At 62.4% G+C, this 14,656-nt stretch carries 15 protein-coding genes and 1 riboswitch; of the genes, 11 read left to right on the top strand and 4 right to left on the bottom strand.

All coding sequences use genetic code 11. The annotated features are described in order from the left end of the window. Positions 1-12: 12 nt before the first annotated feature. The 4 genes from ACFOLG_RS05675 (at position 13) to ACFOLG_RS05690 (ending at position 2,865) form a co-directional block, all read left to right on the top strand. Positions 13-486 (top strand): hypothetical protein, encoded by a 474-nt coding sequence (locus tag ACFOLG_RS05675; RefSeq protein WP_386089436.1) that lies wholly within the window; start codon positions 13-15, stop codon positions 484-486. Between the two features lie 139 nt (positions 487-625). Further along, complete coding sequence (gene ruvA, locus ACFOLG_RS05680; RefSeq protein WP_386089438.1) at positions 626-1,219, top strand: Holliday junction branch migration protein RuvA; 594 nt, start codon at positions 626-628, stop codon at positions 1,217-1,219. Positions 1,220-1,221: 2 nt separating this feature from the next. Next, a complete protein-coding gene (locus tag ACFOLG_RS05685; RefSeq protein ID WP_386089440.1) occupies positions 1,222-1,968 on the top strand; it encodes an SDR family oxidoreductase in 747 nt (248 codons plus the stop codon). Positions 1,969-2,085: 117 nt separating this feature from the next. After that, a complete protein-coding gene (locus ACFOLG_RS05690; protein WP_386089443.1) occupies positions 2,086-2,865 on the top strand; it encodes an NYN domain-containing protein in 780 nt (259 codons plus the stop codon). 654 nt (positions 2,866-3,519) lie between these two features. Here ACFOLG_RS05690 and ribB read toward each other — a convergent pair. Beyond that, positions 3,520-4,152 (bottom strand): 3,4-dihydroxy-2-butanone-4-phosphate synthase, encoded by a 633-nt coding sequence (gene ribB, locus ACFOLG_RS05695; RefSeq protein ID WP_386089446.1) that lies wholly within the window; start codon positions 4,150-4,152, stop codon positions 3,520-3,522. A 126-nt stretch (positions 4,153-4,278) separates the two neighbouring features. Beyond that, positions 4,279-4,421, bottom strand: a riboswitch (FMN riboswitch). A gap of 96 nt (positions 4,422-4,517) precedes the next feature. On the opposite strand from ribB, the gene ruvB reads away from it, so the two are divergent. Genes ruvB through ACFOLG_RS05710 form a run of 3 tightly spaced genes read left to right on the top strand, consistent with a single transcriptional unit; the run spans position 4,518 to position 6,728 of the window. After that, entirely contained in the window at positions 4,518-5,552 is a 1,035-nt protein-coding gene (ruvB, locus tag ACFOLG_RS05700; protein WP_386089448.1) for a Holliday junction branch migration DNA helicase RuvB, read from the top strand. Continuing rightward, positions 5,549-6,259 carry a glutamine amidotransferase gene (locus ACFOLG_RS05705; protein ID WP_386089450.1) on the top strand — a complete coding sequence of 237 codons (711 nt, stop codon included), beginning with the start codon at positions 5,549-5,551 and terminating at the stop codon, positions 6,257-6,259. The genes ruvB and ACFOLG_RS05705 overlap by 4 nt, the downstream gene beginning before the upstream one ends. A 43-nt stretch (positions 6,260-6,302) precedes the next feature. Further along, the gene (locus ACFOLG_RS05710) at positions 6,303-6,728 is read left to right on the top strand and encodes a hypothetical protein (protein ID WP_386089452.1); all 426 of its coding nucleotides are present in this window, start codon (positions 6,303-6,305) and stop codon (positions 6,726-6,728) included. Positions 6,729-6,987: 259 nt separating this feature from the next. Here ACFOLG_RS05710 and proB read toward each other — a convergent pair whose 3' ends face one another. The 3 genes from proB to bioA all read right to left on the bottom strand — a co-directional run bounded on the left by proB (position 6,988) and on the right by bioA (position 11,178). After that, complete coding sequence (gene proB, locus ACFOLG_RS05715) at positions 6,988-8,106, bottom strand: glutamate 5-kinase (RefSeq protein WP_386089454.1); 1,119 nt, start codon at positions 8,104-8,106, stop codon at positions 6,988-6,990. A gap of 48 nt (positions 8,107-8,154) precedes the next feature. Beyond that, entirely contained in the window at positions 8,155-9,747 is a 1,593-nt protein-coding gene (locus tag ACFOLG_RS05720; RefSeq protein WP_386089457.1) for a hypothetical protein, read from the bottom strand. Between the two features lie 72 nt (positions 9,748-9,819). Further along, positions 9,820-11,178, bottom strand: coding sequence for an adenosylmethionine--8-amino-7-oxononanoate transaminase (bioA, locus tag ACFOLG_RS05725; protein WP_386089459.1), 1,359 nt, complete (start codon positions 11,176-11,178; stop codon positions 9,820-9,822). Between the two features lie 263 nt (positions 11,179-11,441). Between bioA and ACFOLG_RS05730 the strand changes: the two genes are divergently transcribed. The 4 genes from ACFOLG_RS05730 to ACFOLG_RS05745 all read left to right on the top strand — a co-directional run bounded on the left by ACFOLG_RS05730 (position 11,442) and on the right by ACFOLG_RS05745 (position 14,646). Next, positions 11,442-11,876: a pilin gene (locus ACFOLG_RS05730; RefSeq protein WP_386089461.1), complete on the top strand. Its 435-nt coding sequence runs from the start codon at positions 11,442-11,444 to the stop codon at positions 11,874-11,876. A gap of 38 nt (positions 11,877-11,914) precedes the next feature. Continuing rightward, positions 11,915-12,349: a pilin gene (locus ACFOLG_RS05735; RefSeq protein ID WP_386089463.1), complete on the top strand. Its 435-nt coding sequence runs from the start codon at positions 11,915-11,917 to the stop codon at positions 12,347-12,349. A gap of 61 nt (positions 12,350-12,410) precedes the next feature. Next, a complete protein-coding gene (locus ACFOLG_RS05740) occupies positions 12,411-14,252 on the top strand; it encodes a PglL family O-oligosaccharyltransferase (protein WP_386089466.1) in 1,842 nt (613 codons plus the stop codon). A 70-nt stretch (positions 14,253-14,322) separates the two neighbouring features. After that, positions 14,323-14,646 carry a hypothetical protein gene (locus tag ACFOLG_RS05745; protein WP_386089468.1) on the top strand — a complete coding sequence of 108 codons (324 nt, stop codon included), beginning with the start codon at positions 14,323-14,325 and terminating at the stop codon, positions 14,644-14,646. Positions 14,647-14,656 lie beyond the last annotated feature (10 nt).

The raw sequence follows: 14,656 nt of genomic DNA on the forward strand, positions 1-14,656 counted from the left end.
CTGGAGCCCGCCATGTGGAACGACTACGCCATCGCCCGCGCGCTGCACGTGCTGGCCATCCTGCTGTGGGTGGGCGGCGTGGCCTTCGTCACCGTGGTGCTGATCCCGGCCATCCGCCGCCACATCCCCGCAGCACAGCAATACGCGCTGTTCGAAACCGTGGAGCACCGCTTCGGCGCCCAAGCGCGGTTGTGGGTGCTGCTGGCGCTGGGCAGCGGGCTGTGGATGCTGCACGCCACGGCCGGCTGGTCGCGGCTGCTGGATAGCGGCTGGCTGCAGCTGATGCTGGCCGCCTGGCTGCCGTTCTTCCTGATGCTGTTCCTGCTGGAGCCGCTGTTCATCCACCGCTGGCTGCGCGACAGGGCGGCGCGCGATCCGGCCGGCAGCATGCGCCTGCTGCAATGGCTGCACGTGGGCCTGCTGGCGCTGACGCTGGCTGCCGCCGTGGCCGGGGTGGTGGGCGCGCACGGCGGCTGGCGCTTCTAGCGCGGCACGGCAGGCGGCGGCGCTGTGGCACAATGCCGGGCAAGCCGCCGGCTACCCGGCCGGCATCTGCGCCAGGCTGTGCCCGGCGCCATCTCCCTTCCTTGTGCCGCCTTGCGGCCAACCTTGTGAAAGACCCGGCATGATCGGACGACTCAGCGGCAAGCTGCTGGAAAAACTGCCACCGCAAATCAGCGTGGACGTGGGCGGCGTCGGCTACGACGTGGACGTCACCATGACCACCTTCTACCAGCTGCCGGCGTTGGGGCAGCCGGTGACGCTGTTCACTCACCTGGTGGTGCGCGAGGACGCTCACCTGCTGTACGGCTTCGCTAGCCGCGACGAGCGCGAAACCTTCCGCCAGCTGATCAAGATCACCGGCATCGGCGCCAAGATCGCGCTGGCCATCCTGTCCGGCATGACCGCCGACGAACTGGCCATCGCGGTGGCCAGCGAGGACATCAAGCGGCTGTCCTCGGTACCCGGCATCGGCAAGAAAACCGCCGAGCGCCTGGTGCTGGAGCTGCGCGGCAAACTGGCCACCGGCGGCAACCTCACCGTACCCGGCGGCCTGCCGTTCGCCGCCACGCCGGATGAAAAGAGCGACATCGTCAATGCCTTGTTGGCGCTGGGCTACAACGAGAAGGAGGCCGCCGCGGCCACCAAGGGCCTGGCGGCGGACGTTACCGTCAGCGACGGCGTGCGCCTGGCGCTGAAGAACCTGATGAAGGGCTGAACATGAGCAAGGTGCTGCTGATCACCGGCGCCAGCCGCGGCATCGGCGCTGCCACCGCGCGGCTGGCCGCGCAGCAGGGCTGGGCGGTGGCGGTGAACTACCACCGCAACCGCGCGGCGGCCGAGGCGGTGGTGGCCGACATCCGTGCCGCTGGCGGTCGGGCAGTAGCGATTGCGGCCAACGTGGCGGATGAAGTGGACGTGCTGCGCATGTTTGCCGAGTGCGAGGCGGCACTCGGGCCGCTGTCGGCGCTGGTCAACAACGCCGGCATCCTCGAGCAGCAGATGCGGCTGGACGAAATGAGCATGGCGCGCTGGCAGCGCATCATGGCCACCAATGTGCTGGGCCCGATGCTGTGCTGCCGCGAAGCGGTGAAGCGGCTGTCCACCCGCCACGGCGGGCCGGGCGGCGCCATCGTCAACGTTTCGTCCGCCGCCGCGCGGCTGGGTTCGCCGGGCGAATACGTGGATTACGCCGCCAGCAAGGGGGCGCTGGACACGCTGACCCTGGGCTTGGCCAAGGAGGTGGCGGCCGAGGGCATCCGCGTCAACGGCGTGCGCCCCGGCTTCATCTACACCGAGATGCACGCCGACGGCGGCGAACCGGGCCGTGTCGACCGGGTGAAAAGCGCGGTGCCGATGCAGCGCGGCGGCCAGCCGGAAGAAGTGGCTGCCGCCATTTTGTGGCTGCTGTCGGACGCGGCATCGTTTACCACTGGCCACTTGCTGGACGTGGCTGGCGGGCGCTGATCGCCGCTTCACCCTCGGCACCGTCGCATGCACGCCTGCGCGAGCGTGAACCGGCTTTGAACAACAAGGTGCTGCCGCAGGCTGTCGGCCGCGCGGCAGCAGCAAAAGGGGATCATCATGTCCAACAACGTAGCGGTACTGATAGACGCGGACAATGTGTCGCCGGCCTGGATAGAGGACGTACTGGAGGAGGCCGGCAAGCTGGGCGTGCTGGCGCTCAAGCGCGTCTACGGCGACTTCAGCCGCCACGACAAGGCCTGGCGCGAGCTGTGCGCGCGCTTCGCCATCCACCCCATCCAGCAGTTCCCCAACACCAAGGGCAAGAACGCCTCCGACATCACGCTGGTGATCGACGCCATGGACATGCTGCACTCCGGGCGCTACCACAGCTTCTGCCTGGTCTCCAGCGACAGCGATTTCTCGCGGCTGGCTACCCGGCTGCGCGAGGACGGGCTGGAGGTGTGGGGCTTCGGCGAGGAGAAAACGCCGGGTGCCTTCGTCAATGCCTGCAGCAAGTTCGTATACGTGGAAGTGCTGGCCATGGCCGACGAAGTCGCCAAGGCGGAAGAGGCCGGCAGCAAGGAAGGCTCGCCCGACAGCGGCCGGCAGCAGCCGGCACCACGGGTGCTGCGGCCGCTGGATAAGAAACTGCGCGCCCAGTTCCAGAAGGGCATCGAGAGCATGGACGACGAGGAAGGCTGGGCCGATCTGGGTGGCGTGGGCAGCCTGCTGGGCCAGTGGATGCCGGACTTCGACCCGCGCAACTACGGCTACGCCAAGCTGTCCGACCTGGTGGTGAAATCCGGCTGGTTCGAGGTCTACAAGGCCGGCGGCGGCCGCGGCGGGGTATCGATCCGCCTCAAGCCGGGCAATGGCGGCGGCAAGAAGGCGAAGTAGCCCTGCCGGAGATGAAACGTTGGCCGCAAGCCGTTGCCGGTTTGCGGCCGGTTTTTTGTGGGGTGGCGGCTGGTGTGGCGCCCGCTGGGCGGATGCTGATTTGAAACTGCTGCTTTCGCTAGTTGGGTGGGGAGTGTGTAGCTGCAGTGCACCCGGGATGAAATCTGTCGCGCATCCGCACGTAGGTTGGGCTGAGCGTAGCGAAGTCCAACGTTTACCGCGCAAGGCGAAGGTTGGCCGCAAACCATAACGGGTTTGCGGCCAACGTGTTTTGGTGGTGTGGAATCCGCTGTGCGGATGGTGGTTTGAGGTTGTCGCTGCCGAGCGGCGGGCGGGCTACTTTCTTTTGCTTCGCCAAAAGAAAGTAGCCAAAGAAAAGGCGACCCGGGGCTGCTCGAAACCCCGTACAAAAAGGCACGCCCCAGGCGCCGCCGAACTCGTCCCTCGCTAACGGCTCGGGACTCAGACAGATCGGCGGCTTAACACCTGGGGCGCACCGTTTTGCCCGGCTCGCGCCAACGGGATTGGGGCGCGTCGGTTCGGTTCTGCCTCTTGTGTTATTAGCAGGTAGCCCGGATAAGCCGCAGGCGCATCCGGGGCCGGCCTCACCCCGGATGCGCTGCGCTTATCCGGGCTACGCGTGGCCGCGCCAGCTCAATGCGCGTTGCGCTCCAGCCATTCCACCAGCTCGGCCACCGTCAGCTGCGGCAGACCGTGGCGCTCGGCATAGGCGTCCAGCTCGGCGCCGCGCATCATGCTGCCATCCGGGTTCATCAGCTCGCACAGCACGCCGGCCGGGCTGAAGCCGGCCAGTCGTGCCAGCTCCACCGCCGATTCGGTATGGCCGCGGCGTTCGCGCACGCCGCCGGCGCGGGCGATCAGCGGGTAGACGTGGCCGGGGCGTGCCAGGTCGGCGGGTACCGCCTGCGGGTTGATGGCGGCGCGGATGGTGGTGGTGCGGTCGGCAGCGGAGACGCCGGTGCTCACGCCCTCGGCGGCTTCGATGCTGACGGTGAAGGCGGTGCCGTAGCGGCTGCCGTTGTTGGGCACCATCGGCGGCAGTTCCAGCCGCGCGGCGTGTTCCGGGGTCAGGCACAGGCAGACGATGCCGCTGCAGTCGCGGATCATGCGCGCCATTTCCGGCACGGTAAGCGCGTCGGCGGCCAGGATCAGGTCGGCTTCGTTTTCGCGGTCGTGGTCGTCGGCGACGATCACCGGCAGGCCACGACGCAGCGCGTCGAGTGCGGCGTGGATGCGCAGGGAAAGGATATCGGTGTTGGCATTCATGGGAACGGTCCTCAAGTACGGCGTTTGAGAAACACGTCACCGGGCAGGAAGCGGCGGCCTTGCGGCCAACCTTGCGCCACGCGGATTGCGCGCGCAGACACAGCGCCGCGCATGGCGCGGTACTGGCGTCATCTTCTTTCATCCGGACTATTACCGTCGGCTCTGGATTCGCACCAGATCTGCTGACCCTTCAACACGGAAGGCGCTCGCGGGCTTGGCCTTGCGGCCTTACCGCCGGTGGGGACTTGCACCCCGCCCCGAAGACGTACGGGCCTTCCGGTGCACACATCGTTCACAGACTCCCAGAAGGCAAGGGCGAGTATAGCGGTGGTAACATCGCTTTATCTATTGCGAGCGACTGTTACATGATCCAGACCGACAACCTGATGGGCGGCGCCCCCGAGCGCCGCATCGTGACCCAGCAAAGCCTGTCACAGCAGGAAGAGGCGCTGGAGCGTGCGCTGCGGCCCAAGCTGCTGGACGAGTACGTGGGCCAGAAGAAGGCACGCGAGCAGCTGGAGATTTTCATCGAGGCGGCAAAGAAGCGCGGCGAAGCACTGGATCACGTGCTGCTGTTCGGCCCGCCCGGCCTTGGCAAGACCACGCTGGCGCACATCGTGGCGCGCGAGATGGGGGTGAACCTGCGCCAGACTTCCGGCCCGGTGCTGGAGCGTGCCGGCGACCTGGCGGCGCTGCTCACCAACCTGGAGCCGCACGATGTGCTGTTCATCGACGAAATCCACCGTCTGAGCCCGGTGGTGGAGGAAATCCTCTACCCGGCGCTGGAGGATTACCAGATCGACATCATGATCGGCGAAGGGCCGGCGGCGCGTTCGGTAAAGATCGACCTGCCGCCGTTCACCCTGGTGGGCGCCACCACCCGCGCCGGCATGCTCACCAACCCGCTGCGCGACCGCTTCGGCATTGTGGCGCGACTGGAGTTCTACACCGCCGAGGAGCTGACGCGCATCGTCAGCCGCTCCGCCGGCCTGCTCGGCGTGCCGCTGGGCGATGATGGCGCCTTCGAGGTGGCGCGCCGCTCGCGCGGCACGCCGCGTATCGCCAACCGCCTGCTGCGCCGGGTGCGCGACTACGCCGAGGTGAAGGCCGACGGCGTGGTGACTTCGCAGGTGGCCGATGCCGCGCTGGCGATGCTGGACGTAGACCCGGCCGGGCTGGACGTGATGGACCGCAAGCTGCTGCAGGCCATCCTCGACAAGTTCGGCGGCGGCCCGGTAGGGCTGGACAACGTGGCGGCCGCCATCGGCGAATCCACCGACACCATAGAAGACGTGATCGAACCGTTCCTGATCCAGCAGGGCTACCTGCAACGCACACCGCGCGGCCGCATGGCCACCGCGCTGGCTTACACCCACTTTGGCTTACCCACCGAATCATGAAACAGCGACTGATCATCAAGACCGGCGAACCGCACGCCGAGGTACGGGCCGAGCACGGCAATTTCGAACAATGGATCGTCCGCGAGCTGGGCAGCGACGGCGCCGCCTGGCGCGTGGTGGATGTAACCGGCGGCGAGGCGCTGCCAGCGGTGGCCGAGGTAGCCGGCGCCATCATCACCGGCTCGCCGGCGATGGTCAGCGACCGTGCCGACTGGAGCGAGGAAGCCGCCGCCTGGCTGCGCGCGGCGCATGCGGCCAAGGTGCCGCTGCTGGGCATCTGTTTTGGCCATCAGCTGCTGGCGCACGCGCTGGGCGGCGAGGTGGGCTACCACCCGGGCGGGCCGGAGGTGGGTACCGTGCAGGTACAGCGCCAGCCGGCGGCAGCGGGCGATGCGCTGTTCGATGCCATGCCGGTTAGTTTTGCCGCCCACGTGCTGCACTGGCAGAGCGTGCTGCGCCTGCCACCGGGCGCCGCGGTGCTGGCGGCCAATGCCTTCGAGCCGCATCACGCCTTCCGCCTCGGTAACAGCTGGGGCGTGCAGTTCCACCCGGAATTCGACCCCGCCGCCAGCGTGAGCCTGCTTGATGTGCTGACCCCGGCGCTGGAAAAAGAGCAGCAGCCGGTAGCGGCGCTGCGTGCCGGCATTACGGCGACGCCGGACGCCGCCACGCTGTTGCCGCGCTTCGCCGCCTTGCTGGCGGACTAAAGCGGCGTACAATGCCGGACACTACAAAGTTCAGGGAGCAAACATGTTTTACGCCTTGTTGATCGTGACGCTGGCGGTGGCGCTGGTGACCTCGCTGCTGGTGGCGCGGTTTTTCAGTGATGCCATCACCAAGATTCTCAACCGCATCATCGGCCCGGAGCTGACCGATGCCTGGCGCAAGTACATGAGCTTCGCCATCGTGGTGGTGGGGGTGTCCGGCGGCGTGAACATGTGGGAAATCCAGAAATACCTGCAGAACGGCCGCGAGCAGACCATGGAGCTGAACGGCCCGCGCTGGACGGTGGAGATCTACCGCACCGCCATCGACACGCTGTCGCAGATTTCCTGGGTGATGCTGCTGTTTTTCCTGTGCGCGATGGTGGCCTACGTGATCATGCGCGTGGCGGAAAGCAATCGCCTTGGCCGCCCGCCGCGCGCAGAACGCCAGGACGACGACAGCGCTGCCTGACTGTGCTGTATGGATGACGGCCCGCACCGTAAGGTGGCGGGCCGTTTGTTTTGCGGCGTGCGACCAACGTTGGCCGCGGCCCATGGCTCGCAGGCTGTCACCTTGCGGCAGGGGACTCCGGGCGCTCTGCTTCTGTGGGGACGCGGCACAACGGCCGGTATCGGGAAAGGTAACGGGCCGTTGTCGTTAGCTCTGTCGCTGGCGGCCGGCATGAAAAATGCGGCCAACGTTGGCCGCATTGTCGGGTTGCCGCTAACGCTTACAGCGTGACCATATTGTCGCGGTGGATCAGCTCCGGCTCCACCAGGTAGCCCAGCACGCCTTCGATGTCGCGGGTGGCCTTTTTCATGATCAGCCGCGCTTCTTCCGAGCTGTAGTTCACCAGCCCGCGCGCCACTTCGCTGCCCTGCTGGTTGACGCACACTACCGCGTCGCCGCGCAGGAAGCTGCCTTCCACCGCGATGACGCCCACCGGCAGCAGGCTGGTGCCGCGCTCGCGCACCGCCTGGGCGGCGCCGGCATCCAGCACCAGCTTGCCGGACAGCTGCAGGTGGTCGGCCAGCCATTGCTTGCGGGCGGCCAGGCGGGTGGTGGTGGCATTGAGCTGGGTGCCGATGCTTTCGCCGTCCGCCAGCCGCGACAGCACATTGGTTTCGCGGCCGCTGGCGATCACCGTGCAGGCGCCGCTGCGCGCCGCGCGTTTGGCGGCGATGATCTTGGTGTACATGCCGCCGGTGCCGACGCTGGAGCCGGCGCCGCCGGCCATGGCTTCCAGCTCCGGCGTGCCGGCCTCGGCCTCGTGCACGAACTGTGCATCCGGCTGCTTGCGCGGGTCGGCGGTGTACAGGCCCTGCTGGTCGGTGAGGATCACCAGCGCGTCGGCCTCGATCAGGTTGGTGACCAGTGCGCCCAGGGTGTCGTTGTCGCCAAAGCGGATCTCGCTGGTGACCACGGTGTCGTTCTCGTTGATGATCGGCACCACGCCGAGGGTGAGCAGGGTGGCGATGGTGGTGCGGGCGTTCAGGTAGCGCAGGCGGTCGGACAGGTCTTCGTGGGTGAGCAGCACCTGCGCGGTTTTCAGGCCGTATTCGCGAAACGCGCTTTCATACGCCTGGCACAACCCCATCTGGCCGACGGCGGCGGCGGCCTGCAGCTCGTGCACCGCCTTCGGCCGCTTGCTCCAGCCCAGGCGCTGGCAGCCTTCGGCGATGGCGCCGCTGGAAACCAGCACCACCTGCTTGCCGCGACGGCGCAATTCGGCGATTTCCGCTGCCCAGCGGGCAAGCGCGGCGTGGTCCAGACCCTTGCCGTCGTTGGTTACCAGGCTGGAGCCGACTTTGACCACGATGCGCGTGGCCGTGTGAATCACCGATTGCATCCGCACTGCTTCCTGTTGCTAAGAAAACGGAAAGCCAGTGTACCCGATTCAAGACGGCTGGTGCGTTGCGGCGGACAGCACGCTGGGGCGGTATTCAACAAACTGGTGGCTGGCGGTCTGCAGCGACAGCGAGGTGCTAGAGATCACCTGGCGGCCATGCCGATCCAGCAGGTAGAACTCGCGTTGGCGCTGGTACTGGCGGTCCGGCATCACCAGCAGCGGCTGCTTGCCCGGCCGTGGCGAGGCCGGCAACCGCAGCGCCATGTGGTAGTGGTCGTTGGGGTGGGTGAGCAGCGGCAGCAGCATCACCGCCTCCGGTTGTGGCCCCACCAGCTCGACGCCGCATTCGGTTTCCATCTGCTCGCCACACAGGTTGACCCAGCGCACCACCGCCAGCTGCCACGGCTGGCCCGGATGGCGCAGCAGCAGCAGTTCGCCGGCGCGCAGCGGGTGATATTGCGCCTCGCCACGCAGCAGCATGCCGGAGGCGCTGGTGTTGACCACTTTCATGCGCACCGGCAGCGGTGGCGGCAGGCGCTGCAGCTTGCCGCGCAGGCCGTTGTCCGGCAGCAGCTCTTCCGGCAGCGCCTCGCCGTTGGGGAAGGTCCATGCGGCGCCATTGCTGATGAACCAGATGGTGGACAGGCTGCTGACCAGCTCGATTTCGTCGTTGCAGGGCTGGCGGTCGTGGCGGCGCTGGATGGAGCTTTGCCACTCCATGGTGAGGTACAGCACGTGCTGGATTTCTTCCTCCAGCTCGAACGGGTTGTCCTGGCGACGCGCCAGGTACTGCAGCTTCTGCAGCTTGCTTTTCAGCTCGCCCTCCAGCGCGTGGGTGTCGATCACCCAGATGCCTTGCGCCGCCGGCATGTCCGGTGCCTCGCTGATGTAGCGCGGAGGCTGGTCGCTGCCCGGCTGGAAGGCGAAGCTGCCGTGGTCGCTGGTGAGCTGGCCCAGGTGCAGCAGGTCGAGCAGGTCGGCATGTTTGCGGATCAGCAGCAGGGTGTAGTCGATCAGCGCCGGCGCCATGCGGTTGCTGGCGGTCATGCCGAGCAGCAGCAGCTGGCGGTAGTAGTGGGCCGGGCTCTTGGTCTGCCCCGGTAGCGGGGTGTTTTCCCAGCCTTTTTCCAGCGCATGGAAAAACAGCCGGTGGCAGTCGTGCCAGAAGCCCTCCGGCAAGATGGTGTAGGTGCGGGCATACAGGAATGCCATCTGCCGCGCGCTGCGCATGGCCAGGCACAGCGCCTCCGACTTGTACTTGTCCAGCACCAGCAGGCCGTGCTCCTCGCTGCGCTCCATCGCCAGCTGCTTGTAGCCGGTGTGCAGCGCGGTACCCAGCTGCTGTGCCAGCCGCGCGGCGTGGCGCGCCTTGTGCTGGGTGCTGAGCTCGCCATTGGCGGCCAACCTTTCCAGCAGCGGCAGCAGCAGCTTGTGTTCCTGGTGGTGGCGTTCCAGCAGCTTGGCGCGCTGCGCCGGCGGCAGCCGCACCCGGTTGAGCTGCTCCAGCGCCTGTCGCAGCTGCTCGGCGCACTCCAGTGGCTGGCTCAGCGGGCGCTGTCGCAGCCAGGTATCCAGTTGTGGCAGGTCGGACATCGCCAGCGTGGAGTCCAGGTAGGTAGGGGCGATCGACAATTTCAGCATGCTCAACCTGTCGTGTTCGGGGTTGTCTAAACGGCAGAGTTTACTGCCGTTTATGCAGTTGGCAAATTTTGTCTACGGCAAGGGCGTGTCCTGCTTGCTGCCCGCTGCCGCGTCGTGCTGCCACAGCAGCGCCAGCACCTCCTGCGTGCTGTCCGACAGCTGGCGCATATGGCTGTCTTCCAGCACGTATGGCGGCATGAAATACACGGTATTGCCGATCGGCCGCGTCAGGCAGCCGCGCTGCAGCATGGCCTGGAAGAACGCCTGGCTGAAGTCGCTGCGCGCGTTGTCGACATCAAACGCCCAGATCATGCCGCGCTGCCGTACATGCCGAATGCCCGGCGTGGTGTGCAGCCAGGCCAGGTGCTGATTGAACTGTTCGGCTTTCTCGGCATTGCGCGCCAGGATGTCCTCGTCTTCAAAAATCGCCAGCACTTCCAGCGCCGCCCGGCAGGCCAGGGCATTGCCGGTATAGCTGTGCGAATGCAAAAAACCGCGGCTGACATCATCATCGTAGAACGCTTTATAGATATCGTCGCGGGTCAGCACGCAGGAAAGCGGCAGGTAGCCACCGGTAATGCCCTTGGACAGGCACAGGAAGTCCGGGCGGATGCCGGCCTGCTCGCAGGCGAACAGGGTGCCGGTGCGGCCGAAGCCGACGGCGATCTCGTCGGCGATCAGATGCACCTGATAGCGGTCGCACAACGCGCGCAGGCGGGTGAGGTATAGCGGGTCATACATCAGCATGCCGGCGGCGCCCTGCACCAGCGGCTCCACGATGATGGCGGCGATGCCGGCCGCCTCGCGCTGGAACAGCGCCTTGACATCGGCCAGCGCACGCAGTGCCACGTCGGCGGCGCTTTCACCCGGCTGCGCCAGCCGCGCGTCCGGCGAGGCCACGCGCAGATTGGTCTGCAGCAGCGGCGCATAGGTGGCGGAGAACAGCGGTACGTCGGTGACCGCCAGCGCGCCCGCCGTTTCACCGTGGTAGCTGTGCTGCAGGCTGACAAAGCGCTGCTTGTCAGGTTGGCCGCAGTTGCGCCAGTAGTGAAAGCTCATCTTCAGCGCGATCTCGGTGGCGCTGGCGCCGTCCGACGCATAAAAGGCATGACCCAGGCCGCTTAGCGCCTGCAGTTTCTCCGACAGCTCCACCACCGGGCGATGGGTAAAGCCGGCCAGAATCACGTGCTCCAGCGAATCCAGCTGCTCCTTGATGGCATGCTTGATGCGCGGATGGTTATGGCCAAATAAATTCACCCACCATGAACTGATACCATCTATATATCGTTTACCATCAAAATCCTGCAGCCAGACGCCGTCGCCGCTGGCAATGGGAATGATGGGCAACTGCTCATGACGTTTCATTTGCGTGCAGGGATGCCATACGGCGGCGCGGCTGCGTTGCAGCCACTGGCTGGAAATATCCGGCATGGGGTGATTCCTTCTGATTTTGCGGCATGCTAGCAGAGACGGGGCTAGCCATGGCTGACAAAAATTGTCACTTGTTGACAGTTTTGGGCAGGATTTTATGTTCGTAGCCATGGAGTGGCTGACAACTCCTGGGCCTTAAGTTGTCGTAAGGTGTTGTAACTACCTGACTGTAACTGAGCTGACTAAAGGGGCAAAACAGCCTGGCTCGGATATTGCTGATTTAGGCCGGCACCGCCTAGAGGTTGCCTCGAGGAGTGAGTTTGATGTGGCGAAGGCAAGTGGGCTTTACTCTGATAGAACTGATGGTAGTTGTTGCAATCATCGGTATTCTGGCCGCGCTAGCGATGTCTGCGTATATGAATTATTCCCGGCGTGCATACTTGGCCGAAGCATTCAACCTGGCTGGAGGGGTCAAGACTGCAGTTGAGCAATACCATGCGACCAACAGCGTGTGGCCAGGCTCGAATGCAAGTGCAGGAGTGTCGGCCCCCAATGCTTACTGGGGACAAGTGGTTACTGAGTTGCGGGTAATACCTTCAGGGGCGGTGTCTGTGATTCGCATGCAACTGAATGACAAGGTTGCCAGCGGTGCCTATGTATGGTTGGAACCGGGCGAAGATGTGAACGGCTCATATCGCTGGCGCTGTGCAGGTGACAACAATTTGACACAACTATTGCCCTCCAACTGCCGGGGTTAATGGTTCGTTTTTATTGGCAGTGATTCAGGAGAGTTGATATGAAACGAGCCCAGCAAGGTTTTACCCTCATCGAACTGATGATTGTAGTCGCGATTATCGGTATTCTTGCCGCGATCGCAATTCCTGCTTATCAGGATTACACCAAGCGTGCCCACGTATCGGAAGGCCTGCAACTGGCGGGAGCCGCCAAGACAGCGATAGCTGAATATTATTCTTCCAATAATGTATTCCCAGCAAGTAATGGTCCAGCAGGTCTGGCATCTCCGACTGAAATTAATGGTAATGCAGTCGATTCGGTTACCGTGTCTACTTCCGCTAGTCAGGGTATTATTTCTATTGACTATAAGAGCGTTGTTGATGATGCAGCAGTACTGGTGTTGACTGCTTCGGCAACTAATGGTGGTGCATTCGTGTGGGACTGCAGTGCCTCTGGTACCATGCAAGCAAAATGGGTTCCGTCTAACTGCCGTTAATTAATTTAATGTTGTTTTCAATAAAGGGTGCCGGGTGGCACCCTTTTTTGTGGTGATCAGGATGCGGTCATTGAATTTTTCAAGGTGGCAATTGTATATTCTAGCGGCGGCTATTAATTTGCCATTTTTTAATTTTGCACGTTACCTTCCTTCTCCTGACTGGTGGACCAATGCTACATGTGCACTTATTCTTAGTGTGGGGCTATTGGTTGGCGTTTTGTTTGACTCAGAAAATAAAGGGAATGACAAATTTCCTGTCTTTTTTGCGGTTGCTAGTGCTTGGTGGCTTCTGGCTTTTATGCCAAGCTTTGTGCTGAGGTCAGATATTTTATACCAGTTACCACTTGTGGAGGCTGGAGGGGCATTTCTAGCAATCTTGGGAGGGGTGCAAGTTTATAGGCTACAATCTTTGGTGGGACGGAGAAATATAGTTGTGGTACTGGCTGCTTCGATATTGGTTATGGCGCTTTTGCAAGCACTTATTGGATTTATTCAGCTAATAGGACTGGCACCACTGGCACGCGGTTACTTGGTGTTTAATGCTGGTAATCCGAGTGGTAGTATAATTGGTAATATTGGGCAGCGTAATCAACTTGCACAAGTGCTCAGTTGGGGGGTTTTGGCGGCAGCATATCTTTGGTCTATTAATTTGCTCAGGCCTTGGTTGGCTGCACCGGTAATGACGATTTTAGCTTTAGTCGCAGCATGGACTGGTGGGCGCTTACCCTTGGCTTATGCAGTGGCAATGATAGTTGTTGCATATTTTTGGAAATGCCGGACGGGTCGTAATAATTTTATAAAACCAGTGCTGCTAGGTGCGCTGCTATTAGTGCTGGCCCAAGTGCTAGGGAGAGAATTAGCAAACTGGTTGTCTGGTCATGAAATGGTTAGCGGGTTTGATCGATTAACCGATGCGGGTTTTGGTGCGAGGCGTTATGCGGAGTGGAAGAAAGCATGGGCGGTCACAATGAACTTCCCCTGGTTTGGGGTGGGCTTTGGAAATTATGCGTATCAATCAGTTTGGTTGGAAACTTTTGGCGGATTTTTTAAAGTGCCAGAAAGTGTGTTGTTTACCCATAGTCATAATTTGATTACTCAGCTTCTAGCTGAAACAGGGTTTCCGGCAACGCTTTTGGCTATCTTAGGTGTTTTGGTATGTCTGGTTCTATACTGTAGGAAAAATCAGGCAACTGAAGAAAATGCATTTTTATTGCTGTTGGCATTAATTATTCTTGGTCATTCGATGTTTGAATACCCATTATGGTATTTGCCTTTTTTGGTAATGTTTTTTATTATTCTGGCGCTTGCGCCAAGTGCTGGATTTAAAATTCCAGTGCGTTTTATTTTACGCCGGATCGGTAGTTTTTTTGTTGTTTTAGCAGTGGTTTTTTATTTTTCTAATGGTGTGCTGGCTTTTAGTTTGCTTAGCAAAAATGCGATCCCCACTCGTGATCAACAGGTTAATAACCATAGAGTCGGTGTGTTGCTGGACTTGCTTGCAAATCCATTTTGGGTTTTTGATACGGAAATCACACTTTCAAATTACCTAGTGCCATCGCGAAATGATTTGCAGCTAAAACTGCGGTACTACGAGCAATTGGTGGCTTATCGGCCTTATCCCATGTTGCTATGTCATCTTGCCATGTTACGGGCATGGGATGGCAACCAGATAGGAGCAAAAGAGGCGCTGCAAATGGCATTGGCAAGTTATCCATTACAGGCTCCACAACTGCTCTTGAGATTGCAATTGATCCAAGATCCGGTATTGCAACCGCTTGTTGATTTGGCAAGAACGGCAACCTTGGCGCTCACCAAAGGCGGCGATGTTGCCGCCGTTGAGGCCATCACCAAAGGCCTCCCCGTTCGCGGCCCGCAGATTCCCGATCTGTCGCGCTTCCGCTGACACTGCGCCGTGGCCGGCGGGCGGGGCTTGGTGGTATCGTGTCGCCGTTGGCGTTATGGATGAAACTGGCATGATCAGATGGACGATACCCGTGCTGCTGGCGCTGTCTGCCGCGGCAGCGGCACAGCAGACGGTGGACCAGCAACTGTTGGCCGCACAGATGGCTTTCCGCGCGGCAGATGGCCGTCAATTGCAGAGCCTGAAGCAACTGCAGGCTGCCGAGCAGGCATTGCGAGACGCCGAGCAGAAGCTGGCCAGCGCGCAGCAGCAGCTGCAGCAGAGCCAGCAGCAATTGCAGCAGGCGCAGGCGGGCAAGCAGGCGGCCGATGTCGAGCTGGAGCAGGCTACCCGCCAGTTACAGCAGGCCTGGCAGCAAAAAGAAGCCGCACCATAGCAAAACCGGG

It is taken from the genome of Vogesella facilis (assembly GCF_042648525.1).
In the GTDB taxonomy this organism is placed as follows: Bacteria; Pseudomonadota; Gammaproteobacteria; order Burkholderiales; family Chromobacteriaceae; genus Vogesella; species Vogesella facilis.

Bases quoted from the DNA above. Each gene is read 5' to 3' on its own strand.
- ACFOLG_RS05675 (WP_386089436.1), top strand. From the start codon at position 13: ATGTGGAACGACTACGCCATCGCCCGCGCGCTGCACGTGCTGGCCATC.
- ruvA (WP_386089438.1), top strand. From the start codon at position 626: ATGATCGGACGACTCAGCGGCAAGCTGCTGGAAAAACTGCCACCGCAA.
- ACFOLG_RS05685 (WP_386089440.1), top strand. From the start codon at position 1,222: ATGAGCAAGGTGCTGCTGATCACCGGCGCCAGCCGCGGCATCGGCGCT.
- ACFOLG_RS05690 (WP_386089443.1), top strand. From the start codon at position 2,086: ATGTCCAACAACGTAGCGGTACTGATAGACGCGGACAATGTGTCGCCG.
- ribB (WP_386089446.1), bottom strand. From the start codon at position 4,152: ATGAATGCCAACACCGATATCCTTTCCCTGCGCATCCACGCCGCACTC.
- ruvB (WP_386089448.1), top strand. From the start codon at position 4,518: ATGATCCAGACCGACAACCTGATGGGCGGCGCCCCCGAGCGCCGCATC.
- ACFOLG_RS05705 (WP_386089450.1), top strand. From the start codon at position 5,549: ATGAAACAGCGACTGATCATCAAGACCGGCGAACCGCACGCCGAGGTA.
- ACFOLG_RS05710 (WP_386089452.1), top strand. From the start codon at position 6,303: ATGTTTTACGCCTTGTTGATCGTGACGCTGGCGGTGGCGCTGGTGACC.
- proB (WP_386089454.1), bottom strand. From the start codon at position 8,106: ATGCAATCGGTGATTCACACGGCCACGCGCATCGTGGTCAAAGTCGGC.
- ACFOLG_RS05720 (WP_386089457.1), bottom strand. From the start codon at position 9,747: ATGCTGAAATTGTCGATCGCCCCTACCTACCTGGACTCCACGCTGGCG.
- bioA (WP_386089459.1), bottom strand. From the start codon at position 11,178: ATGCCGGATATTTCCAGCCAGTGGCTGCAACGCAGCCGCGCCGCCGTA.
- ACFOLG_RS05730 (WP_386089461.1), top strand. From the start codon at position 11,442: ATGTGGCGAAGGCAAGTGGGCTTTACTCTGATAGAACTGATGGTAGTT.
- ACFOLG_RS05735 (WP_386089463.1), top strand. From the start codon at position 11,915: ATGAAACGAGCCCAGCAAGGTTTTACCCTCATCGAACTGATGATTGTA.
- ACFOLG_RS05740 (WP_386089466.1), top strand. From the start codon at position 12,411: ATGCGGTCATTGAATTTTTCAAGGTGGCAATTGTATATTCTAGCGGCG.
- ACFOLG_RS05745 (WP_386089468.1), top strand. From the start codon at position 14,323: ATGATCAGATGGACGATACCCGTGCTGCTGGCGCTGTCTGCCGCGGCA.